Annotated in this window: 27 protein-coding genes; 1 reads left to right on the top strand and 26 read right to left on the bottom strand. The window is 49.5% G+C overall.

Annotation, left to right across the window (positions count from 1 at the left end; all coding sequences use genetic code 11):
* Positions 1-9: 9 nt before the first annotated feature.
* From bshA to ACZYR9_RS09090, 6 genes are all read right to left on the bottom strand, one after another.
* The gene (gene bshA / locus ACZYR9_RS09115) at positions 10-1,176 is read right to left on the bottom strand and encodes an N-acetyl-alpha-D-glucosaminyl L-malate synthase BshA (RefSeq protein WP_488978160.1); all 1,167 of its coding nucleotides are present in this window, start codon (positions 1,174-1,176) and stop codon (positions 10-12) included.
* A 37-nt stretch (positions 1,177-1,213) separates the two neighbouring features.
* Positions 1,214-1,912 (bottom strand): bacillithiol biosynthesis deacetylase BshB1, encoded by a 699-nt coding sequence (gene bshB1 / locus ACZYR9_RS09110; protein ID WP_488978159.1) that lies wholly within the window; start codon positions 1,910-1,912, stop codon positions 1,214-1,216.
* Positions 1,909-2,328: a methylglyoxal synthase gene (locus ACZYR9_RS09105; protein WP_488978218.1), complete on the bottom strand. Its 420-nt coding sequence runs from the start codon at positions 2,326-2,328 to the stop codon at positions 1,909-1,911. Before ACZYR9_RS09105 ends, bshB1 begins: the two co-directional genes overlap by 4 nt.
* Before the next feature lie 92 nt (positions 2,329-2,420).
* Positions 2,421-3,221 (bottom strand): 4-hydroxy-tetrahydrodipicolinate reductase, encoded by an 801-nt coding sequence (dapB, locus tag ACZYR9_RS09100; protein ID WP_488978158.1) that lies wholly within the window; start codon positions 3,219-3,221, stop codon positions 2,421-2,423.
* Positions 3,208-3,765 (bottom strand): tetratricopeptide repeat protein, encoded by a 558-nt coding sequence (locus ACZYR9_RS09095; protein WP_488978157.1) that lies wholly within the window; start codon positions 3,763-3,765, stop codon positions 3,208-3,210. Before ACZYR9_RS09095 ends, dapB begins: the two co-directional genes overlap by 14 nt.
* Before the next feature lie 95 nt (positions 3,766-3,860).
* Positions 3,861-4,190, bottom strand: a complete 330-nt coding sequence (locus ACZYR9_RS09090; protein WP_488978156.1) for a nucleotide pyrophosphohydrolase — start codon at positions 4,188-4,190, stop codon at positions 3,861-3,863.
* A gap of 164 nt (positions 4,191-4,354) precedes the next feature.
* Here ACZYR9_RS09090 and ACZYR9_RS09085 point away from each other — a divergent pair, with 164 nt between their 5' ends.
* Positions 4,355-5,224, top strand: a complete 870-nt coding sequence (locus ACZYR9_RS09085) for a YitT family protein (protein WP_488978155.1) — start codon at positions 4,355-4,357, stop codon at positions 5,222-5,224.
* A gap of 13 nt (positions 5,225-5,237) precedes the next feature.
* Here ACZYR9_RS09085 and ACZYR9_RS09080 read toward each other — a convergent pair whose 3' ends face one another.
* From ACZYR9_RS09080 to trpE, 20 genes are all read right to left on the bottom strand, one after another.
* Complete coding sequence (locus ACZYR9_RS09080; protein ID WP_488978154.1) at positions 5,238-6,116, bottom strand: sporulation protein YpjB; 879 nt, start codon at positions 6,114-6,116, stop codon at positions 5,238-5,240.
* 45 nt (positions 6,117-6,161) lie between these two features.
* Complete coding sequence (locus tag ACZYR9_RS09075; RefSeq protein WP_488978153.1) at positions 6,162-6,845, bottom strand: DUF1405 domain-containing protein; 684 nt, start codon at positions 6,843-6,845, stop codon at positions 6,162-6,164.
* Between the two features lie 69 nt (positions 6,846-6,914).
* Positions 6,915-7,808: a c-type cytochrome gene (locus ACZYR9_RS09070; protein WP_488978152.1), complete on the bottom strand. Its 894-nt coding sequence runs from the start codon at positions 7,806-7,808 to the stop codon at positions 6,915-6,917.
* Between the two features lie 63 nt (positions 7,809-7,871).
* The gene (gene qcrB / locus ACZYR9_RS09065) at positions 7,872-8,543 is read right to left on the bottom strand and encodes a menaquinol-cytochrome c reductase cytochrome b subunit (protein ID WP_488978151.1); all 672 of its coding nucleotides are present in this window, start codon (positions 8,541-8,543) and stop codon (positions 7,872-7,874) included.
* A gap of 19 nt (positions 8,544-8,562) precedes the next feature.
* Complete coding sequence (locus tag ACZYR9_RS09060) at positions 8,563-9,108, bottom strand: Rieske (2Fe-2S) protein (RefSeq protein WP_488978150.1); 546 nt, start codon at positions 9,106-9,108, stop codon at positions 8,563-8,565.
* Between the two features lie 242 nt (positions 9,109-9,350).
* Entirely contained in the window at positions 9,351-9,818 is a 468-nt protein-coding gene (locus tag ACZYR9_RS09055) for a DUF2487 family protein (RefSeq protein ID WP_488978149.1), read from the bottom strand.
* Between the two features lie 106 nt (positions 9,819-9,924).
* Entirely contained in the window at positions 9,925-10,116 is a 192-nt protein-coding gene (locus ACZYR9_RS09050) for an IDEAL domain-containing protein (RefSeq protein WP_488978148.1), read from the bottom strand.
* 48 nt (positions 10,117-10,164) lie between these two features.
* Positions 10,165-10,680 carry a gamma carbonic anhydrase family protein gene (locus tag ACZYR9_RS09045; protein WP_488978147.1) on the bottom strand — a complete coding sequence of 172 codons (516 nt, stop codon included), beginning with the start codon at positions 10,678-10,680 and terminating at the stop codon, positions 10,165-10,167.
* Positions 10,681-10,785: 105 nt separating this feature from the next.
* Positions 10,786-11,904 (bottom strand): hypothetical protein, encoded by a 1,119-nt coding sequence (locus ACZYR9_RS09040; protein ID WP_488978146.1) that lies wholly within the window; start codon positions 11,902-11,904, stop codon positions 10,786-10,788.
* 136 nt (positions 11,905-12,040) lie between these two features.
* Entirely contained in the window at positions 12,041-12,643 is a 603-nt protein-coding gene (locus ACZYR9_RS09035) for a histidine phosphatase family protein (protein WP_488978145.1), read from the bottom strand.
* A gap of 74 nt (positions 12,644-12,717) precedes the next feature.
* The gene (locus tag ACZYR9_RS09030; RefSeq protein ID WP_488978144.1) at positions 12,718-13,347 is read right to left on the bottom strand and encodes an anti-sigma factor family protein; all 630 of its coding nucleotides are present in this window, start codon (positions 13,345-13,347) and stop codon (positions 12,718-12,720) included.
* Positions 13,344-13,937, bottom strand: a complete 594-nt coding sequence (locus ACZYR9_RS09025; protein ID WP_488978143.1) for an RNA polymerase sigma factor — start codon at positions 13,935-13,937, stop codon at positions 13,344-13,346. The genes ACZYR9_RS09030 and ACZYR9_RS09025 overlap by 4 nt, the downstream gene beginning before the upstream one ends.
* Before the next feature lie 756 nt (positions 13,938-14,693).
* Positions 14,694-15,782, bottom strand: coding sequence for a prephenate dehydrogenase (locus ACZYR9_RS09020; RefSeq protein WP_488978142.1), 1,089 nt, complete (start codon positions 15,780-15,782; stop codon positions 14,694-14,696).
* The gene (hisC, locus tag ACZYR9_RS09015) at positions 15,779-16,879 is read right to left on the bottom strand and encodes a histidinol-phosphate transaminase (protein ID WP_488978141.1); all 1,101 of its coding nucleotides are present in this window, start codon (positions 16,877-16,879) and stop codon (positions 15,779-15,781) included. The genes ACZYR9_RS09020 and hisC overlap by 4 nt, the downstream gene beginning before the upstream one ends.
* Before the next feature lie 45 nt (positions 16,880-16,924).
* Positions 16,925-17,737: a tryptophan synthase subunit alpha gene (trpA, locus tag ACZYR9_RS09010; RefSeq protein WP_488978140.1), complete on the bottom strand. Its 813-nt coding sequence runs from the start codon at positions 17,735-17,737 to the stop codon at positions 16,925-16,927.
* A complete protein-coding gene (gene trpB / locus ACZYR9_RS09005; RefSeq protein WP_488978139.1) occupies positions 17,724-18,929 on the bottom strand; it encodes a tryptophan synthase subunit beta in 1,206 nt (401 codons plus the stop codon). Before trpB ends, trpA begins: the two co-directional genes overlap by 14 nt.
* Positions 18,922-19,599 (bottom strand): phosphoribosylanthranilate isomerase, encoded by a 678-nt coding sequence (locus tag ACZYR9_RS09000; RefSeq protein ID WP_488978138.1) that lies wholly within the window; start codon positions 19,597-19,599, stop codon positions 18,922-18,924. Before ACZYR9_RS09000 ends, trpB begins: the two co-directional genes overlap by 8 nt.
* A gap of 8 nt (positions 19,600-19,607) precedes the next feature.
* Positions 19,608-20,417 carry an indole-3-glycerol phosphate synthase TrpC gene (trpC, locus tag ACZYR9_RS08995; protein WP_488978137.1) on the bottom strand — a complete coding sequence of 270 codons (810 nt, stop codon included), beginning with the start codon at positions 20,415-20,417 and terminating at the stop codon, positions 19,608-19,610.
* A complete protein-coding gene (trpD, locus tag ACZYR9_RS08990) occupies positions 20,407-21,483 on the bottom strand; it encodes an anthranilate phosphoribosyltransferase (protein WP_488978136.1) in 1,077 nt (358 codons plus the stop codon). Before trpD ends, trpC begins: the two co-directional genes overlap by 11 nt.
* Before the next feature lie 5 nt (positions 21,484-21,488).
* Positions 21,489-23,030, bottom strand: coding sequence for an anthranilate synthase component I (gene trpE, locus ACZYR9_RS08985; protein WP_488978135.1), 1,542 nt, complete (start codon positions 23,028-23,030; stop codon positions 21,489-21,491).
* Between the last annotated feature and the right edge of the window lie 271 nt (positions 23,031-23,301).

The following is a 23,301-nucleotide window of genomic DNA, read 5'->3' as shown; positions in this document are numbered from 1 at the left end:
GTTTCCTTTTCAACATTGCAAAGGTTTTCTGCTCATAGCCTTCGGTACAGGCCGCTCCAGCACCCGGTAGTAAAGCTCTTCATATTGTCGGGTAATCAGATCATTGCAGAAGGTATATCTGGCTCGGTACAAACAAGCCTCTTTCATGCGTTCATATGCATCGCCGTCTGTCAACAGCATTCGCGCAAAAGACGCCATTTGCTCCACGTCCCCAATGTCGGCCAGATACCCGGTTTCCCCATGAGTAATAAGCTCGGGAATGCCTCCCGCATTCGATGCGATGGTTGGAACTCCACAGGCCATCGCCTCCAGCGCCACCAGACCGAAGCTTTCCTTTTCCGATGGGAGCAGCATAAGATCGGCAAGCGACAAAAGCTGTGCGACATCATCCTGCTTGCCGCAGAACGTGACACGTTCCTGAAGACCCAGCTCCTTCACCTTGCACAGCACTTTGGAAAGCTCAGGCCCTTCACCGACAAACAGCAATCTGGCCGGGATGTCCCGGTGAACACGATCGAATATATCCACGACATCCATGACCCGCTTAACCGGACGGAAGTTGGAAATATGAATTAATATTTTTTCATCCGGATGGGCAAATTCCTTACGGAGCATGGTAACCTCCCGCGGAAAATATACCCGTTTGTCTACAAAGTTATAGGCCAAATCGATCGGCTTCTCAATCCCCAGCAGCTGGTGCGTTTCATGAATCAAGTCCTGGGAAACGGCCGTCACCGCGTCGCTTTGATTGATCGCGTAACGGATCAAATCGCTTAGAGATTCGTCTTGAGCAAGCACGGTAATATCCGTCCCGTGAAGCGTCGTAACCACCTTCAAGTGGGAACCTACCATCTGCTTTGCCAGCAGTGCGCAGACGGCATGCGGGATGGCATAATGCACATGGAGTAAATCCAGCTCCTCCTGCTTGACTACCTGAGCCAATTTGCTGGCGAGCGAAAGATCGTAAGGCGGATATTTGAATACATAGTAATCGTTAACCTCTACCTCGTGATAAAAAATATTTTTATCGAATTTTCCCAGCCGAAAAGGCATGCTGTGGGTTATAAAATGAACCTGGTGCCCTTTCTCCGCAAGCAGCTTGCCGAGCTCTGTAGCTACGACTCCTGAACCGCCCAGCGTAGGATAGCACGTTATCCCGATTTTTAACCGTTCCATCCTGCGGCGCCTCCCTCGATCACAATCGATATTCGTTTTAAAACAAATTCGTCAAGTAAGGCTGCTTACTGATGAAGCCTTCGGCATAAGACACCGAACGCTGCTGTCCAAGCAAAAGATCTCTGGCCTCAACCCGTTCCAGGTAACCTTGATTTAACGGTGTACGGACATAATCGTTCCCTGCGCCTGCCGACTCGAATTGTGAACGGTATGCTCTCAGTGAAGAACGCTTCTTCTCATAGACAGCCGTTACGTCTACCATGACATCCGGGGCAATCACATCGTTAATGAAATAAAAGTAGCTTTCCTGCACCGTATGCGCCGGAGCATGCGGCACATATTTTCTTAGCTTAGCATTGAACAGTGCTTCTTGAACAAGCTTGCTGCATGCGGTATGATCCGGATGCCGGTCTTCCCAATAAGGAGCAAAAACGACGCGCGGCCTCCATTTGCGGATTTCAAACACGATGCGCTCCACATATTCCGGCAGAAGATAAAGCCCGCGGTCAGGAAGCTCCAAATTGCTCCTCATCGCAAGCCCAAGCTGCTGCGCGGCTTCCGCCGCTTCTTGACGTCTGCTTTCCACGGTACCGTTGGAAGACATTTCAGCTAATGTTAAGTCACAAATGCCGACACGGAATCCCTGCTCCGTATGCTTTGCGATGGTACCGCCCATTCCGATTTCAGCATCGTCCGGATGAGCGCCGAATATAAGCAAGTCTAACGTTTCATTCATTCATCTACACCCGGCTTATATTTATGTACGAGCTCTCTCCAGGCAAAATCGCCCCGATCCAGCGCCTTAACCAGTATTTCAGCTGTTGCGATATTCGTGGCGCATGGAATTCCCTGTACGTCGCATAGTCGAAGCAGCGCGATAATATCCGGCTCATGAGGCTGTGCCATCAGCGGATCGCGCAGAAAAATAATCAGATCCATCTCATTGGTGGCTACCATGGCTCCGATTTGTTGATCGCCTCCAAGCGGTCCCGACATAAAACGATGGACGCTCAGCTTGGTTTTCTCCATGATTCGCGTTCCCGTCGTTCCTGTGGCATAAAGCTTATGATTCGCAAAGACCCTTTCATAGGCCGTTACGAAATTAACGATTTCATCCTTTTTGCGGTCATGTGCGATCAATGCAATGTTCATTGACATGTCAACCAGCTCCTCTCCCGTTTCCCTATAAAACAAGGACACTCGAACGGACCTTTCAGCCTGCTCCATGTCCTCTTCTTTATTTCTTAATCGATAAAATGCTCAAATCCATACACCATGCCTGCATACTCCATCACTTTTTTGACGGCTACATTCACCCCTGGCATATAGCCTGCTCGGTCATATGAATCATGGCGAATTTTCAGCGTTTGACCAAACGCGCCGAAAACCACTTCCTGCTGAGCAAAGATCCCCGGAAGCCGAACGCTGTGAATTCGGAAGCCTCGATAATATCCGCCGCGCGCGCCTTCAATCGTCTCTTCCTCTTTCGGATTCCCTTGGCGAAGCTCTTCACGAACCTCGGAGATCAATTCTGCGGTTTTGACCGAGGTTCCCGACGGAGCATCCAGCTTCTGGTCTCCATGGTACTCGATAATTTCCACATGAGGCATGTATTTTGCCGCTTGAGCGGCAAACTTCATCATCAGAATGGCCCCGATAGAGAAATTCGGCGCGATCAGCCCGCCGATGCCTTCCGCTTTGCACTGCTTGTCCAGCTCTTCTATATCTTCAGGAGTAAAGCCCGTCGTTCCCATGACCGGACGAACCTTGTGCTTGATGGCAAGCCTTGTGTTTACGACAGCCGATTGGGGAGTCGTAAAATCGACCAGCACATCCGGCTTGGATTCGACAAGCGCCAGCTCCAAATCGTTAGTCACCTGAATTCCGCACGGCTCCAGACCGACAAGTCTTCCTGCGTCCATATTTGTCGTAGAGCGGGCCACCGCCGCCGCCAATTCCAGTTCAGGGTCGCCAAGCACCATTTTTACCACTTCGCGTCCCATTCGGCCGCTTGCTCCGGCTACAGCCACTTTAATTCGAGTCATTTCGTTGTTTCGTTCCTTTCCCCTCTGATTCGGAGTTCATATATTGTTTCCATTTCAGCTCATAATCCTTAAGCAGCCGTTTGCCTATAGCATGCTGAGGGTCCAGCTTCAAAAGCTCCTTCACCGTTCTCACCGCCAAACTGTACTCCTCAAGGCGAGAATAAGCAACGCCCAGCAGGAGGAATCCCTCAATGGAAAGCGGGTCAAGCTCCACGGCCTGTTGAAGCAGCGTAACAGCCAGCCATAAGCGTTCATCCAGCTCATCGAACAGCTTTTCCGCTTGATAGATCAATTTCTTGGCTTGCAGATGCTGCAGGTGAAACGAGTAATGCTCATCCCCCGGGTTAAGCCGAACGGCATGCGTCGCATGATCAATCGCTTGCTCCAGCTTATTGCTGCGGGCAAACGTGATCGAAAGCTTATAATGATAAGCCGCACACTGAGGATCCAAAGCGATAGCCTGCTCAAACCAAGCAATCGCTCCTTCGAAGTCATGCTTCAATATCGATTCATATGCCTTTTTGATCGCGGTTTCTCCGTTCATGATGACCATCTCCTTTCCAAACCCCGAACCATTATTCCTTCGAGATGTGGTCTGCAGCATATCAAGGTGATGGTACATTATATGAAAAAACGGAGTTACGTGTTCAATCGTGTCCACCGGTCGGCGTCACGTGTGCGAAACTTATGCATGATTTTGTCGTGCGCCTCGGTAAGATCGATACCCTGGGAGTTGGCAAAGCAGATCGTAATGAACAGAATATCGCCCAGCTCAAGCTCGATGGAGTTGTCTTCCTCCGTCGCTTTTTTCGGCTTTTCCCCGAAGTGATGATTTACCTCCCGGGCCAGCTCCCCAACCTCTTCCGACATTCGGGCCATCATAGATAGCGGACTGAAATACCCTTCTTTAAATTGAGATATGTATTCGTGCACCTCCTGCTGGAGGTCCTTTAACGATTTTTCCGACATTCTTTACGCTCACCTGCCTTATATTATATATAGTTTAACCATATGAGAGCATTATCACCATGTTAACGCAAAACACGCCGTCATGACAAATTTTTTTTGAAAAAGAAGGGAAACGATATATTATACCGAATTTCATGTTTGTTCATAACGAATGGAGGTGAACCATGCAGCTCTCTGAAGCTTCCACCCATGCAAAGAATATCATTCCAATTTGGATCGGTACGGCGATCTATGCCTTCGGGCTTCACTATTTTGTTATTCCCAATGAACTGATGGAGGGCGGCGTGACCGGCGTCGCCCTGCTGTTAAATTACATATTCCATCTTCCGCCCTCCCTAACCACGCTTTGCATGAATATCCCGCTGTTTTACTTGGGATGGCGTATTTTAGAGAAATCCTCTATGGCCTACACCATCATAGGCACATTTTCGCTATCTTTTTTTCTATGGATCATGGAACGGTTAATTGGCGCCGGATGGCTTATGCCTTATCGTACGGAGCACGATTACTTTCTAGTTACCGCCTATGCCGGCTTTACGCTGGGATTGGGACTGGGCATCGTATTCCGTTTTGGAGGGACCACCGGAGGAGCCGATATTTTGGCACGCGTCACCCATAAATTGAAAGGTTGGCGCATAGGGCAAATTATTCTGGTGATGGATGTGATTGTCATTGGGTCCTCTCTGTTTTTTTTACCGAAAGAGAAGATCCTGTATACGCTTGTCGTCGTGTTTATCGCTTCTAAGATGATCGACATTCTGATCGAAGGGGCCTATGCCGCAAGAGCCTTCACTATTATAACCTCTCTGCCCGAACCCGTTTCCTCCGCCATTACGGAAGGACTGGATCGGGGAGCAACATTATTGCCGGCTGTCGGCGCATTTTCCAAACAGCAGAAGCATATCGTCTATTGTGTAGTGGCCCGCAGTGAAATGAAAAGGCTTAAAGACCTCGTCCGTTCCATCGATCCTCTCGCGTTCATCATCATAACGGAGGTACACGATGTTGTTGGAGAAGGCTTTAAGCCTAAATAAATCAAACACAGAGTCAAGGCGTATCATCTCTGCCGCGGCGGCGAACCGGCACCAAGCCGTTGTGCTTCTTGGAAAGCCGCCACCCGGCAAAAGCAAGCGAACTCAAAATGATCAATCCGAAGGTCAGCGTCCAAAGAATCGGATTCTGCGGCTCCGGATATGGCAGATAAGCTGTCGTTTCCTGTTTCATAAAAAGTTTGTCCAACATTTGCCGCATCGCAGGGACGGCATTAAGCACATTATTGAAGGGTTCGCCTTGAAGCAAAGACTGCGTTCGGACGTACGTAACAAGCGAATCCATTTTTACCACATCGGAGGGAGCTCGGCCGATTAGCAAGCTGGGGTGTACGATACTGTAATGATGCTCTAACCGGGAGGCGGCGGATTGTAAATCCGGCTTTCTCTGGTCTCTCGCCGCTTGCTCCAAAGCGTTAACGTCATCATGAAGGCGGTTGTAATATTGAAGCCATAACGGCTGCCTGGGATGGGTTAGCGCATCGGCCGCCAGCCGGATTTTTGCCGCTGCAATTTGCCGATCATTGGGCTGCCCTTCAGCCAAATCAAAGATGCGCTGTGCATCGGTAACCGTTTGAGTAAGAGAGGTCATTCCTTCGGCCGATGTCAGACCCTCATAGTGAATTTGAGCCAATTGATCGTTCAACTGCTGCAATACGATTCGGCTTTCCCCGACCTGCCCTTGCAGCACTTTTTGATACAGGTCTTCGGCGGTCCGGTTCAGCAAATCCGCCTTCTGATACTGCTCCGGGGTAGGCTTTGGCCACTCCCCCCCGCTTTCAGCCTTATTGTTTCCGCTGCAGCCTCCAAGCAGAACAACGGCGAAACACACAGCTATGATCAAACCGAGTCTCTTTACATGATTAGCTCCGAACATCGGTACATCCCCTCCTAAGTACATCGTATGGAGGGATGTCCACATTTAGACCGACTTTATAGCGTTCTCTTTCCGTTCCTTCCATACTCTCCATCTCCACAGGAGCAAAGCTGCTGCGATGCTGACCCAGCTTAATAGCATCGTAAAAGCGGCTATTGGAGTCAAATCATCCTCCAACACTTCAGGAAGCCAAGGATATACGCCTGCGGCATAATCCATGATATCGTTTAATAGCACCCAGCAGGCGACGATTAGAACCGCTGCCCATCGGAAACGGTAAAAGCGGTAGTAGAGCAGCACCTCCAAGGCCATCCCAAGATGAGAAATCGTCAGCATCCAATCCTGCCAAACCAACCGGTCTCCTTGATAAGCTCCAGCCATAATCATGACTACCGCCCATATCCCGTATTTAAATGAAGTGATGACGGCAAAAGCCTCAACAAAGCTGCGGATTCCGCCAGATCGCAGCCGGTCAGCGTCTTTATCGTTCGCTCCTCTCAGCAGCAGCATGAGCAAAAACCATGTGAAAAACAAACTGGCCGTAGGGCTGTCCGGGACAAAGGGAAGATACAGCGGAGACATGTTTTCTGCGGTGTACTTTAATTGATTGCCGTACCATATGTATCCGTAAATTGTGCCAAGGAAGTTCACCCAAAACAAAGGCCACAGCATCCACCGGCTGCCTAAAAACTCGCGCGAGAAAAAGAAAGTCCAGCCCCGATATGACAAAAACGACCCCTCCTGCTTTCAAAAAAACCTGACCGCTTATGCGATCAGGTTTTTCTTGTTAATTATTAATTATTGTTTTTTCTGTTTGGAGAGCCAGTCCGCAAGCTGATCGATTTCGGCTGCGGTCAGACCTTTGCCAATATTGGCATCGTATTGAGCAGGCATCTGACCTATACCGTTATGGATAATACCCATAATCTCATCTTTGGAGTGCAGATCTCCAACTCCGCGAAGCGCAGGGATCTTAGCCGCAGGCATTCCCTTTAAGTCTCCGCCGTGACAGGAGAGACAAGTCGACTTCGCGTAAATTTGCGCTGCCGGGTCATCAGGAGCCACAATGGCAGCCGCTTGCTGTGCGGGCTGTTTAGCTCCGCCCCCGCCTGCGCCGCCTGCCGCACCTTTTTGGGCATGCATTTCTTCTTCACGCTTGATATGCTCCGGTATGATATTTTTCTCCTTGAGCTCCAATTGATAGTGGTGCCAGGACACAACCGTCAAATAGGTACAAGCGATCAGGCTCAAAAACATCAACGTCGATGCGATCGGACGTTTGTAAAAGCGTCTTTCCTTGCCAGTATCCAAGAATGGAGCCAACAGCAAGGCGCCGAAGGCGATACCCGGAATGGCAACGGTACCCAACACTACGAAATTCTCAGAAGTATAAGGATACTTAAGGAGCTGATACATGAACAAGAAATACCAGTCCGGCATTGGAATGAACTGGGTGTTCGTCGGATCAGCCGGATAGCCGAGCGGAGCCGCATGAGATACCGTCAGCGCCAAAATACCGACCAATACAACAACGCCAACCATCCATTCTTTCAATAGGAAGTTCGGAATAAAGACTTCCGATTTACCAGGGTAAGCAGAAAAATCTTGCGGAATCAATTTTGATGATTTTACTCGAACGCGCGAATCCCCAACGTAAACGATTTTCTCGTCCGATTTATGACCATGAGCCACGGATCGCTCCTCCTTCTCGTTTTCTTGGTAGAAAACCGTAAGCTGCAAATTTTAGCGAAAATCTTATAGCGGCCCGGAAATTCCTTGCTTGCGAATCATGAAGAAGTGTCCTGCAAGCAGAGCCAACAATGCGCCCGGAAGGAAGAACACGTGCAATGCAAAGAATCTCGTCAACGTCTGAGCCCCTACGATTTCCCCGCCTTGCAGGAGGGTTTTTGCATATGGACCGATATACGGTGCGGATTCAACGATTTTAAGTGTAACGCTTGTTGCGAAATAAGCTTTATTGTCCCAAGGGAGCAAATATCCTGTCAAACCTAGACCCAGCATGACAAAGAATATTAACATCCCGACAACCCAGTTCATTTCACGAGGAGCCTTATAGGATCCTGTAAAGAACACGCGAAGCGTATGTAGGAACATCATGACAATAACGAGACTTGCGCCCCAATGGTGCATCCCCCGTACAATCACGCCGAAGGCTACCTTATGCTGCAAGTAGTCTACGCTCGCATAAGCGTTGATAATATCCGGCACATAATACATTGTCAGGAACATACCTGACAAAATTTGTATAACTGTGATAAAGAACGTCAATCCACCGAAGCAATACACGAAAGCGGAGAAGTGATGAGCCGGGTTAACGTGCTCCGGCACCTCGTGGTCCGCTACGTCTCTCCACATCGGCGTGATATCCAGGCGTTCATCGATCCAGTTATAAACCGCTTTAAACATCTGATGTTACGCCTCCTTATTACACCCGTTTGTTAGGTCTGAGCTGACCAACATACACAACGCCGTTCTCGATCTTCACTTCGTATTCGTCGAGCGGCAATGGCGCTACGGCTAAGTTTTTCCCGTCAATCGTGTAATGAGCACCGTGACAAGGACAATAGTACTGGTTCTGGAATTGCGGGCTGCCATTCCAGTTTACCGTACAACCCAAGTGTTTGCACGTCGGATTCAGAGCAAAGATTTTGCCATCCTGGCCTTTGGCAATCCACGCTTCCAGTTCAGGATTACTCTCGTACCATCCGTCCACTTGATGCACTTGAAACTTGAAGGATTTGGGTTCGTTCGTAACCTGAGCCTCTTCAACAACCTTTACCCATTGGGCTTGAGTCTTAGGCTGAAGAACCGGATCCACCGCAAAGCGAACCATCGGAACCAGCATCCCGGCGCCCATGAATGCTCCTGCTCCACCGAGGGTGTAAGAAAGAAACTGGCGTCTGGACATTTCACGACGTTTTACAGGTTTCTCGCCGTGATGCTGCGTCTCTTGATTCGTGTGATCGTTCATTCTCGTTCTACCCCCTTTTTGCAACATATATCAGTCGTTCGACATAACTTTACACCATACACTAGGACATAACTAATAATAGCTTACACCTCAAAGTGCGTCAAGAATGGAGTCTCGTTATTCCTAGGTGTATTCCGAGGTGTCAAAGCCACATGTAACGAAATTGTCACAACTGGTGCCGTTGGGTTGATGTGTTAGACTGTTACATAGAATTCTCAACATTCCCAATAATCATACATCCCCTATACGTTTTGACTAGCACTCCATAAGCTGGCCATCCGCTCTCCCGCTTCCCGCTTCACATCGCCGCTTGAAGCCTTAAGCTCTTCCGGAGTGAAGCGCAGAACCAAGTCCGCATGCTTCGTTCCAAGAACTGCTTCTCCCAGTTCAAGCTCAGTCTTGGCCGTTACGATGACAACAAAGCGAAATCCTGCTCGCTTAAAGCCTTCACAGACCTGATCAAGCAATGCGCCTGCAGAATCTTGACCCTCACCGCTTACGAAGTGCATTGCGGGGTATGTCACGATACGGCCTTTGAACGGAAGCTCGATCAAATCAAGCGCATCGCGTAAAGCTTCCAGCTCCTTGGTGGTCTCCCAAGGCGTCTCCCTTCCAATTAACCCCGTAACCGGGAGTACCGCGGTATCCAGATACGGACGGAGCTCTTCCCATGTCCGCTCCTCTATGTCGCTAAATTTCAATGAATTCACCTTCTTTCCCTGTACCACTTTAGCACAGAAAAAAAGACATATGAACCATCTTCATATGTCTTTCAAAAAAATGTCATCATTGGCGTTCATTCCATTTAATTTGGATTCATTCACCCAAGTCTCGCAGTGTATTCAGTTCGGTTGTTAGGGCAATAAAGGATTGTTCGTCACCATTAGCCAATGCTTGGTCTATTTCTTCATACAATATCTGCTCTTTGTATTTACGCAGCGCTTCATCAAGCACCATTTCTGCAAACAAACTCAGCATCATATCGTTTGTCACGTTCATTTTGCCCATGAGAACCTACCTCCAAACCGGGTCATGATGATCCACTGAAACCAATTACTACTTACGGCTGTCCCTCAAATACTCCGAGCCTTTGACGCAGTAGCTCTCCATCGTTCGTTTCATCCGCTCCAGATCAGACTGTTGCAGTTCTCTTATCACTTTTGACGGTGATCCGAGAGAAAGCGTGTACGAGGGGATTGTTTTGTTCTCGGTCACAAGCGTTCCTGCCCCTATTAAAGCATATTCACCGATGGAAGCCCCGTTAAGTACAATCGCCCCCATACCGATTAATGTGCCTTTACCTACATGGCAGCCGTGAATGATAGCCCCGTGTCCTACGGATACTTCATCTTCGATAATCAACGGTTGAGCCGTATTCACATGGCCGATACAGCCGTCTTGAATGTTGCTTCGTTTCCCGATCCGAATAGGGGCCAAATCTCCTCGCAGCACGGTGTTGTACCAGATGCTCGCCTCTTCTTCGATGATAACGTCCCCGATAATTTGTACACCGGCCGCCAAGAACACCGTAGGATGAATCTGGGGCAGAACCCCGTTATAACTATGCAGCATAAACGGATACACTCCTTAGATAAGGCGCTGTGAAGGCCGGAAGCTCCTTTCACGATAAAGCCGCCTCGAATTTTGGAGTGATTGTAGCAGTACCCTCAAGGTTTGTCAAACTTCAAAAATGATCTTTTCTTCATCGGGCACAACCGTTCCTTCAATGATGTGGCTGCCCAGCTTGGTAACCTGAATGACGCGTCCCCACCTTTCGTCTTCGCCGATCCTCACAAGTCCCAGATGCATCAGCATATGAATAATCCTTTGCTCCAGGATCGAATCGGCCGTGTCGTAATAGTAAGGTCGAACCAATGGCGTCAACGCTTCGCTCAACGAGTGATAGGTAGTCCATGCTTTGGCTAATCTACTTAACCAATGGACAAGTGATTGAAGGTTGGGAATAGGACCTTTATACAGCCTTAACCAGAATCGGTAGACTTGAACCGGATCGTCTTTTTGACCTTCGTCCACTCTCGCCGCGCCCTTGCTTGTAAGAGCCAGTACTTGGTTGTGTTCCGTAATCAGATCATTGTAATAGCAGTAATCGTAAATGAAAGAAAATCGGTTAGGGTACTCACGGAACATCCTCCCATAGCCGAATCTCCACGCGGTCTTGCCAACAGGGTCTTCCCTTACCGCCAAGCGTTCCAGTATCTGCTGCAGATTGCGTTTGTACATGACATTCTCAGCAGTAAGAATGACTTCCTGACTCCGGAGTATATGAAGAAAGCTCCAGATATCATCCGTTATCAGCCTCTGCTCGTCCCGGTATACAGGAGGTTCTTCGGTCGTTTGAAGCTTTTGCTGAAATTGCCTGGCAAGCACGTAAATGAATCTTCTTTTCAAATCGGCAGGCACTTGAAACAAGTACCGCGTTTGATGGGAATATCCGCTAAACAACCATCCCCTTTGCTTGAAGCGTGTAATCATGTCACGCGGATTCCAGGCTTTGTTCTCGTCATCCTTGGTAAATCGGCTTTGCTGAACCCGGGCAATCAGCTCCTCCAGACTAAACGATCCGCGCTGGTCAAATAAGAGTGAGTTGAGAAAACGGATGTCTTCGAGCGATAAGGCTTCAACCTGAGTATCGAATACCTCACGCCGACCTACCGCACACAAGATCGACTGGATGAGCTCGTTTTTCGAATGGCCGTTACACTCACATTGATACGTATCGGCAATACGGCTCAGCTCCTGGATATCCGCGTAGCTTAACATGTCGGCTAGATTCATGCGTCTTTCCCTCCAGAACTTCCTACTACCCATTATGGGAAAATGTTCAGGTTTTAAACGCAGTTTGACAAAAGTTGCAAAAAAAAGCGGATTCCCATGCAGCATGATGCTTTGCATAAGAATCCGTAGTTTTCGTTCAAACCTTATGATGCTGCTCCTGCTCCAGCTTCGCCAAATGTGAAGTGCAGTTGAGGAGCCGGCAGTGCCAGACTTCTTCCACCCGCTCGATCACGGTTAAAGACGTATTTTTTAAATGCTCCTCTATCGTCCGACCCAAATAGGAAGCAAGAACAGGCGCGATATACCCTCCGTGGCTAACGATCAAAAGGCGTTTGCCCCGATGATCCCGCTCCGTATCGAGAAGAAACGACTGCCAACGTGCCAGAAGCGCCTCATCGCTTTCCAGACCGAGGTCAAGCTCGCGCCAATTCTCCCCCCATTTGGAGAGGCGATCTTCCAGCGTAGTCCCTTCCAGCTGGCCGAAAGCTCTCTCACGCAATCTCGTATCAACGCCAATCAGAGGTGTTCCAGTAACTTCAGCTATTTTTTGGGCCGTTTCCCTTGCTCTAATTAAATCGCTGGAGATCACCCCGTCCCAATCCTCTCCTTGAAGCCTTTCGGCTAATAAGCCAGCTTGTATCCTCCCGACTTCGGCCAAAGGCGTATCCTTTTGGCCCTGCATACGGCCTGCCAAGTTCCACTCTGTCGTTCCGTGCCTTACGAATCCAAGTGTAATCATCTTGTTTTTTACATCCCTTCTATATCTCAATCAAAAAAAAGAAACGGCCCCGGGGGGCCGGATTTGCAGATCCGCTAACTTCTTGTTCGTGAGAACCAATTCATAATAAGTAAAGTGGAGGTCAACCCTAGAAGAGAAACGAATAACATATAATCCTTCACCGTCTGAATCGGTCCGACACGATACATGAACGGCTCATTAAATCCTTTCAGACTGGCTACAGCCGTTGGCATGGAGTGTACATTCATCGACTCCCCCCCGCTTGCCGCCACGACAACCGGATCACCCAATCGACCGAATACGCTGGACTCTTGAACAAAAGGGCTACCGTCCATACTCACTTCATTGAATAATGAAAAGACAAAAGTGAAGACAAACAGTGCGATACAAAGGGAGATCACCGCTGTGAAATTGCGCCGGAACTTGTATGAGAATTGATGAAGCCGGTCAGGGGCCGGAATTCGCCAGGACTCATCATCATATATCCGCTTCATCACAGTAGGTGAAACCGACTTATTCACTGACGCGACAGGAGCTTCATACACAGTCGATCGAATCAGTTGAGTGCTTTCCTGCCAAATCTCGAATTCCTCTTCACAAGCTTTACAATGCTTGATGTGCTCATCCACCGCCTGACGTTTTATATCATGTTCCGGCAAGTCCCAATAAACGCCGAACCATTCATGGATGTCTACGCATTTCATCTTTGATTCATCCCCTCATACTCCTCAAATATAGGTTCAAGAAAGTATGGTTCCAACTGAAGCTTTACGCTAGCCCTTGCTCTGAATAACAAAGATTTGACCGAACTGACCGTCTGACCAAGGATATTCGCTATCTCTTGGTAATCAAGCTGGTCATACTCACGCAAAATTAATGCGGAACGCTGCTTCTCAGGCAAATTATTAATGGCATCCCTTACCATAGAGACTCTCTCATTCCGTAGAACGGCTTGCTCCGGGAGTGCGTCCAAGGAAGTCTGAGGCGTATATCCGCTTTGCTCCAAAGAAACCTTTACGTTTTTATTTTTACGCAGCTCGCTTAATACCGTATTGCGCGCGATCGTATATAACCAAGTGGAGAAGGTCGCTTCTACCTCACGAAACGAATGAAGACTTTTATAGGCCTTGTAGAACGTTTCGTTGCATAGGTCTTCTGCCAAAGACTCCATCTGCGAGCTTTTCAGCATGTGAAAAATAAATGCCAAAATTTTTCTCTCATAGCGGCGCATCAATTCATCATATAGCTGGACGTTGCCATCCTTTATTTCTCTGATCAACTGGGAATCGGTCATGCAGTTCGACCCTCCTTGTGATTCCTGCTTGCCCCCAGCGATACTACATGTATGTACTGTATGGGGAGTGTAAAAGTTGCGGTTGTTTGAAAAAAAATTCACTCACGAACCTTGATTGCTATACTATTCGTGATATAAGGTCAAAATTCCTGCTTTATCGACAACTTCATAGGCTCCGCCAATAAAGATGTACAATACATACAACGATTCGTTCATCAAAATAAGATATGCTGAAGCGGAGTTCATCATGAACAGATCTGCCCATTCCTAACCTGGGCATAAAAAAAACCGCCTGATTCATCAGGCGGCAGCACATTGTGCCATTATTCGGATAGGAGTGGAGAGAAACCATACTGTACTTTTATTATATGTATCCGTTTACAAAATGTCAACGGTTTTTTTGAAAACGTTTCCTGATATTATTACTTCCTTTAGAGTAAAAAAATCATATTAAATTGTGGGCTGACAACCATTGTTCAAACCTTTTACACCGAGATGATAATCAAGCTCCTTTATTTCGATTGAAAATCATAAAATTATCTTTTAAAAGCCACAGCTTCTAAATCAAAAATCATTTTCATAAAAACCTAAGTGTACACGGTATCTATCGTCATATAACAGGTTCAAAGTCCCCCTCCATCTTTAAACTACATTACTCACCTTGCCCCCTCAAAATTCTTACTCGTATATTGATTGTACCAAAAATTCAGATCGTATAAATTGCAGCATAGTTCTTTCACAGGGTCAAAAAAAAGATTACACGTGAACCGTGTAATCTTTTTTCAATAGCTCAAGCGCTTTATCCATATCGTATTCCTCTCGGAATGACAATCGCAAAACGCCGGGAATATCTTCCCTGCTCTCAATAATTTGAATATTGCTCAAATTCACACGATGGCTTCCCAGCAGCATGGTGATTTGACCAATCACGCCGGGATGATCAGGCACATCAACATAAATATCGTAGAAGGAATGGATAACTCCCTTGCGGCGTTCCGGCAATCCTCCACGGAAGCGGCTCGCCTTTTGAAACTCCTGTTCGATTCCTTCGCCGTTTCCTATCTCCAGCAGGTTAATGAATCTGCCGACTTCTTCATTCCAATCCTTGAGCAGATTCAGCATTACGGTTTTGTTATTGATCAGAATATCCCGCCATATGATCGGATCGCTCGAAGCGATTCGCGTTATGTCGCGGAACCCGCCCGCGGCCAAATTCTGATAAAGCTCGTTGGACTCATTATAGCGCGCCACCTGATTCACGAGAGCAACGGCAATGATATGCGGCAGATGACTAATGGCGCCTACGATTTCATCGTGAAGCTTGGCATCCACCTTGACGATGTGAGCCCGTGTCCATTGGAGCAGCTCTATCAAGCGGTCATACGCTTCTTCAGGAGTATCCTTATCCGGCGTCAAGACGTAGAAAGCATTCTCGAACAAATGAGAGGTGGCGGCTTCAACACCGGACTTCTCCTTGCCCGCCATCGGGTGGCCTCCGATAAAGGATACGCCTGGCAGATTCAGCTTCGACGCATATTCCGCAACAGAAGCCTTCGTACTGCCGACATCCGTAATGATGCAGCCGGGCTTCAAAGAGAGAGCGGAAAGCTTGTTCAAATACTCTTCCAAATTCCCTACCGGAACGCAAAGAAAAATAAAGTCCGCGCCTTCAGCGGCTTCCTCGAACGATGTGGTGGCATGATCGACCACTTCACGTTTCAAGTACTTTTCTACGGAACGCGGATTACCGGAATGACCGACGACCGTTATCCCCGGCTTTCCTTTAAAGCACAGGGCGAGCGACCCTCCGATCAATCCGACGCCGTAAATGGCAATTTTGATCATGAAACCGCCACTTCGCTCAAAACCTGCTGCAGCGCCTCAAGGAATTTACGGTTTTGCTCCTCGCTGCCTACCGTTACGCGAATTTTGGTTGGGTAGCCCCAGCTCGGGTCATGGCGCACAATGATACCTCTTTTCAGCAAGCCCTGAAATACCTCTTGCCCCGGACGCTTCACATCGATCATGATGAAATTTCCGTGAGCTTCAAAATACGGAAGGCCCAGCTCGTCCAATTCGGCCGTCACTTGCTGAATTCCAGCCGCATTCGACTCACGGCACGCCTTGATAAACTCTTCATCCTTCAATGCCGCAAGCCCGGCCGCCTGTGCAAAGCTCGTGGTATTAAAAGGTTCGCGTACCTGATTAATCGAACGTACCACATCCGGATGTCCGATACCGAAACCGATACGCAGGGAGGCCAATCCGAAAATTTTGGAGAACGTGCGCAGCACCACGATGTTCTTATATTTGTTCAGCAGTGAAATGCTGTCCGGATAATCTTCGTTTACGGTGTACTCGGCATAGGCTTCGTCGAGAACCACCATGACATGATTTGGAACGGCTTCAATAAAGGATACGATTTCCTGTTGGGTTAACATGGTACCCGTCGGATTGTTCGGATTGCAGATCCAAACAATCTTGGTACGCTCGTTTACTTTGGCTAGCATAGCCTTCAAATCATGCTTTCCGTTTCCATCAACAGGGACTTCGATGAAGGTAGCCCCTTCGACTTCTGCGTTATGCTTGTATTGTGGGAACGTAGGGAATGCTGAAATCGTTTCGTCATTCGGCGTTAAGAAAGCGCGCGCGATCATCAGAATCACTTCGTCCGAGCCTGCGCCGAAAATAATTTGATTAGGCTTTACACCAAAATGCTCGGCTACAGCATTCGTCAGCTCCACGGCTCCGCCGTCCGGATAAATGCTGACTTGATCGAGTAAGGAAACAATGGCTTCTTTCGCTTTCGGAGAGCATCCGAACGGATTCTCATTGGAGGCCAGCTTGATGACATCGGTAAGACCCAGCTCCCGCTTTACTTCGCTAATCGGTTTTCCCGGTTGATACACCGGAAGATGTAAAATATTTTGTTTAGGCTGCACTTCGGTAGTCACCTCGTTTTAGGATGAATGAGCAGGAATATGAAATCAGTTCCCCATCAATTTTCGCACAAATTCATGAATTTGCAAGAGTCCTTGTGATTTTGTCGAGTCCTGTGTCAGAAGCGGCAGCGCTTCTTCCACTTTTCTCACCAAGGCGCTCCCCACGACGATTCCGTCGCAGGTCTCTGCAAAACGGGCATATTGCTCGGGTGTGGATATGCCAAAGCCGATCGCGATCGGAAGATTCGTCGATCCCTTTACGGTTTGCAGGAACTCGTCAATACCGCTGTGAAACACCGTCCGTGTTCCCGTCACGCCTAGCGAAGATACGCAGTATACAAACCCGCTTGCCCGCGAGGCTATTTTTTGCACCCGCTCCTTGGAGGTCGGAGCTACAAGCGGAATCAAATGAATGCCGTGCTTCTCGGCTAACTCGCGAACCTCTCCATCCTCCTCCATGGGCAAATCCGGAATGATCAACCCGCTGATGTCGCTTTCTTGAAGAAGTGAAAAAGTCCGGTCAAGTCCCGTTTGGAGCACAGGATTGAAATAGGTGAATAAAATAAACGGCAGCTCGCACCCTTCACTTCGTGCTTGCTTTGCGGCTTCGATGCAATCCAGGATCGTGATGCGGTTTGCTTTCAAGGCCCGCATGGAAGACGCCTGAATGACGGGGCCGTCGGCAAGAGGGTCCGAATAAGGTACCCCTAACTCAACCATAGCCGCTCCCGCTTTTTCAAGCTCCTTGATCACATCGATCGAGGTCCGAACGTCGGGATCCCCGATCGTCAGGAAAGGGATAAAGGCCGGTTTCTTTTGTTCCCGCAGCTCGGCAAATTTCCGGTCAATGCGATTCATCGGCATGTCCTCCCAAATAGCTCATGATGGCTTCGACGTCTTTATCTCCGCGACCCGAGAGACTGACAACAATAATTTGATCCTTGTCCATAGCCGGAGCCCGCTTGATCGTCTCGGCAATTGCATGCGCGCTCTCGAGCGCCGGAATGATGCCTTCCTTGCGGCTGAGCAGCTGCAGCGCATCCAACGCTTCCTGGTCCGTAATCGGAACATATTCGGCGCGGCCGGTATCCTTCAGATGCGAATGCTCAGGTCCGATCCCCGGATAGTCAAGTCCGGCGGAGATGGAATGGGCCTCCTGCACTTGACCGTGCTTATCCTGCAAAAGATAGCTGTAGGAGCCTTGAAACACTCCTTTGCTTCCCATAGTCATCGTAGCGGCGTGCTTATCGGTATCTATACCGCGGCCTGCGGCCTCAACACCGATCAATCGAACGTTCTCATCGTTGACGAATGGATAAAACATGCCGATCGCGTTGCTCCCGCCGCCTACGGCAGCAATGACCGTATCCGGAAGCCTGCCTTCCTGCTCAAGAATTTGCTTTCGCGATTCGTCGCCAATGATGCGTTGGAAATCGCGGACCATCATCGGGTAAGGATGCGGCCCCGTTGCTGAACCAAGAATATAGAACGTATCGTCAACATGACTGACCCAATAGCGAAGCGTCTCATTGCACGCATCCTTCAAGGTTCTCGTACCCGACGTGACCGGAACGACTTCCGTTCCGAGCAGGTTCATCCGGAACACATTCAGCTGTTGGCGCTTCATGTCTTCTTCACCCATAAACACCTTACATTCGAATCCCATCAGGGCAGCGACCGTAGCTGTCGCGACGCCGTGCTGGCCTGCCCCGGTTTCGGCGATAATTTTGGTTTTGCCCATCCACTTGGCCAAAAGTCCCTGACCGAGAGCATTATTGATTTTGTGCGCACCGGTATGGTTTAAATCCTCCCGCTTCAGGTAAATCTTCGCACCACCCAAATACTCGGTCAAGCGCCCGGCATAATAAAGCGATGTGGGCCGTCCGGAATAGCGGTGCAGCCAATAATTCAGCTCTTCCTGGAATTTCCCGTCTTTGGCATACTTCTTAAAGGCTTCCTCCAGCTCGATCAATGCGTTCATCAGCGTTTCCGGCACATAACGCCCGCCGAATTTGCCGAATCGGCCATACTCATCCGGTCCGTTAAACAATTGATTTCACCCTTTCGACAAAAGTCGTAATTTTTCCGATATCTTTTACTCCGTCGGTTTCCACGCCGCTGGACACATCCACGCCGTCGGGAGCATAATCATCGATCAGCCCCTGTACATTGTCAGGCTGTAGACCTCCGGCTACCAGAAGAGGAATACCGGCTTCACGGCACCACTGCTGATAAGAAGGAATCGTTTCCCAAGCAAAGGTCTTGCCTGAACCTCCTCCATAAACCGGGTCGAATGTATCCAGAAGCATTCCGTCCACAAAACCACGGTAAGGCTCCAAGCTGCTGCGGACAGACTCCATTGCATTTTCCGATGTGACGGGCGCCGATATCGTAATCACTTTAAATACCTTGACGCCCGGAAATGCTTTTTTCACGGACAGGCAAAACTCCGGACTTTCCTGGCCATGAAGCTGAACAACGTCAAGCGCCGCTTCGCTAAGCACGGCTCCCAGCTCCTCCATGCTCGGGTTTACAAAAACTCCCGCGGTTTGCGGCCGGCGCTCCGCCTTTTGTATTCTGCGGAGCATCGCTGCGGCTTGGCCAGGAGTGACCTGACGTTTGCTTCTTGCGAATACAAAGCCGATATAATCAACGGGCAGATTGGCAACCTGCTCTGCCATTTCCTCCGTTTGCAATCCGCAAATTTTAACGCTGACCATTGGATATCTCACTCCTTGACCGCTTCTGTGCCTGCATAAGCTCCCATCAATTCGTGAACCGCCGCAGAAACATCCGGCTGACGCATAAAATGCTCGCCAACCAGCACGGCCCGCGATCCGACCGAAAGCAGCCAATCGATTTCCTCAGGCTTGGATATACCGCTCTCGCTGACGACAGTAACTCCTTTAGGTATATGCTTGACCAGCTCCTCCGTCGTTGCCAGATCGGTGACGAAGGTTTTGAGGTTGCGGTTGTTGATCCCGACCATCGTCGGATTCAGCTCCAGCACGCGTTCCAGCTCTTCTTGGTCATGAACCTCGATCAGAACATCCATTCCGATATCTTTGGCGATCTGATGGTATTCTTTCATCTGCTTCGTCGTGAGTATAGCGGCGATCAGCAGAATCGCATCGGCGCCAATGCATCGCGCTTCATAGATTTGATGTGGATCGATGGTAAAATCTTTACGCAATAACGGCACTCGTACCGCTTCACGCACCATGCTTAGATATTCGTTAGCGCCCTGAAAGTATTGAACGTCGGTTAAGACCGAGATACAGTCCGTCCCGGCCTGCTCATACGCCTTGGCCAGACGGACAGGCTCGAAGTCATCGCGAATCAAGCCTTTGGACGGGGAGGCTTTCTTTACCTCCGCAATCAGTCCCATGGAGCGCTTGCGGCCGGAGCCCAGCGCGCGCTCAAAGCCGAGACAATCGGGAAGCTCGGAAATCCGCTTCTCCATTGCCGCTATGGTGATGCTTTCTTTCAGCAGCTCAACTTCCTGTTTTTTGGTATTGACAATTCGATCAAGAAACATGGCTCACTTCTCCCGTACATTGAACTAATTGCTCCAGCTTTTCCTTGGCTTTGCCGGAGTCGATGACTTGAGCCGCCAGCTTTACGCCTTCCTTCAGCGTTTCACTGAAGCCAGTCACATAGAAGCATGCGCCGGCGTTGGCCAGCACAACATCTCTACACGCGCCCTGCGCGCCGGCAAAGATACTGCGGACGATCTCCGCATTCACCGCGGCGTCTCCGCCAACGACTTCGTTAAGGCTGTAAACCTTCAGCCCCAGTTCTTCCGGGGTAATCTCAAAAGTACGGATGTCGCCGTCCTTCAGTTCCGTGATCTGGGTCGCATCCGAAATGCTGATCTCATCCAGCCCGTCCAAGCTGGCCACCACTAAGGAACGCTTCACGCCCAAAGCCAGCATGACATGAGCGATGGTTTCCGTCTTGCCACGATCGAACACACCCAGCACCTGCCGGTCCGCGCCCGCTGGATTAGTGAGCGGTCCAAGCAGATTGAACACCGTACGGAAGCCGAGCTCTCTTCTGGATGCAGCCACGTGCTTCATCGATTGATGATACAGCTGCGCAAACATGAAGCAAATGCCGACCTCATCCAGACAACGGGCCGCTTGCTTCTCGTTTAATTGGATATTGACCCCGAGCGCTTCAAGCACGTCGGCACTGCCGCTTTTGCTCGACATGGCCCGGTTTCCGTGCTTTGCTACCCGAATGCCGCCCGCCGCGGCTACAATCGCCGCTGTCGTAGAGATGTTGAAGGTGTCGGCGCCGTCTCCTCCTGTCCCGCAAGTATCCAACAGATTGTCCTGCCTGGTTTGTACCCGGTTGGCCTTGGCACGCATGGTCTCGGCGAATCCTGTGATTTCCTCAATCGTTTCGCCCTTCATGCGAAGCCCGGTAAGCATCGCTCCAATCTGCGTCGGCGTGGCTCCTCCTTCCATGATGTGAGACATCACATTACGCGCCTCCGACCGTGTCAAATTCGACAGTCCGACAATCTTGTGAATCGCTTGCTGCACAGTCAATTGCTGTTGTTCCAATGTATTCGCCTCCCCATGATTCGTAATCCCCATTTGGCTTATTGATAATAATCGTGGTTGATCGGCACAGATTCGCTCGGTTTGGCTGTGAATGCCGCCTCGGCCATTCGGATCGACTTCAGCATCCCTTTGGCTTTATTCACCGTTTCCTCATACTCATTCACCGGAATGGAGTCCCACACGATGCCTGCTCCCGCCTGCACGTAAGCTTTTCCGTTTTTAAAGATGATCGTCCGAATCGTAATGCATGTGTCAAGATTTCCGGAAAAGCCAAGGTATCCGATCGCTCCCGCATAAGCGCCGCGCGCTTCGTTCTCGAGCTCGGCAATGATCTCCATGGCTCTGAGCTTTGGCGCTCCCGATACGGTGCCCGCCGGCAGGCAGGAAATGAAGGCATCGTAGAAATCCTTGTCCGCCGCCAGTTGGCCGGAAACATTAGAAACAATGTGCATGACGTGAGAGTAGCGTTCAATTTGCATGAACGTATCGCATTTGACTGTCCCGAATTCCGATACGCGGCCGATATCGTTGCGCCCCAAATCCACAAGCATCAAATGCTCCGCCCGCTCCTTCTCATCGGCCAGCAGCTCCTTCTCCAGCAGAAGATCCTCTTCCGGCGTCCGGCCGCGGGGACGGGTCCCGGCAATAGGACGTGTCTCCACCTTCTCATCCTCCACGCGAACAAGAAGCTCCGGAGAAGTGCCGACGATGACTTCGTCGTCCATTTTGAGACAATACATATACGGTGACGGATTCATCGTCCGCAGAATGCGGTAAACATGAAGCGGCGATACGTCCGTTTCAATCTCGAACCGCTGGGAAAGCACCACTTGAAAAATATCTCCGGCGCGAATGTACTCCTTCGCTTGGTTCACATTCGAAATAAACTGCTCTTTGGTCAAATTGGACTTCACCTCGCCCAATTCGACGTCCTCCGGTATCGGACGATGCGTCATGGACATGGCCGGCAGAGGACGCTTCAAGCGCTCGATGGTAGCGTCAATTTTGGCGCAGGTCTTCTCGTATGCCTGAACAATGTCACGATCTGTGCCATGCTGGGGAACATGGACATTGGCAATGATTTTAAGCTGCTGTTTAAAATGATCGAAGACGATGACTTGATCGCAGAACATGAACTGGATGTCGTTCATCTGCAAATCGTCTTTGCGATGCTTCGGCAGCTTTTCGTAGTATTGCAAAAGGTCATATCCGAAAAATCCGACGGCTCCTCCCGTGAAGCGCGGCAGATCCGGCAGCGACGGGCTCTTGTAATCTCGGAGATAGGCCTTTAATACATCCACCGGCTTCTCCGTTGACGTCTTCACACCCTCAGGCCCATCGATCTCTGTCACACCGTGCTTGGCCCGGATCATCATGAAAGGGTCCGTGCCGATGAAGGAGTACCGCGCCCATTTCACGCCGCCCTCGACGCTCTCCAGCAAAAACGCCCGATTCTCCTCGTAAAAATGCTGAAACACGCGAATCGGGGTCTCCGTGTCCGCAATCAGATTGCGCACTACGGGAATCAGGTTATAATCCTTCGCGAGCCGAATGACTTCCTTCACTTCCGGTGTGTACATGTTCATCTCTCCTCTTCTCATCCTTGAACCTGCTACGGATCTAAAAAACAAAAAAAGCCTCTACGTCAAGTAGAGGCGGTCATTCAGCGGATGATCGGTTAAGTCCAAAGAATACAGCTTCAAGGCAGCACGAAAAAAGCATATGAACAAATAATGCCCAAATCGAAACCGTACCGCTAAAGCGCTAATGCTTTCTTTGAACGAAAAACGCTCACTCATCTCATCTCAACTGAACTCAGCTAAACTCTACTCTGCTCTGCTCTCATACGAA

The organism is Paenibacillus sp. F024 (assembly GCF_057814255.1).
Note: the sequence above shows the minus strand (reverse complement) of the source record. Positions and strands in the feature narration are given on the sequence as shown.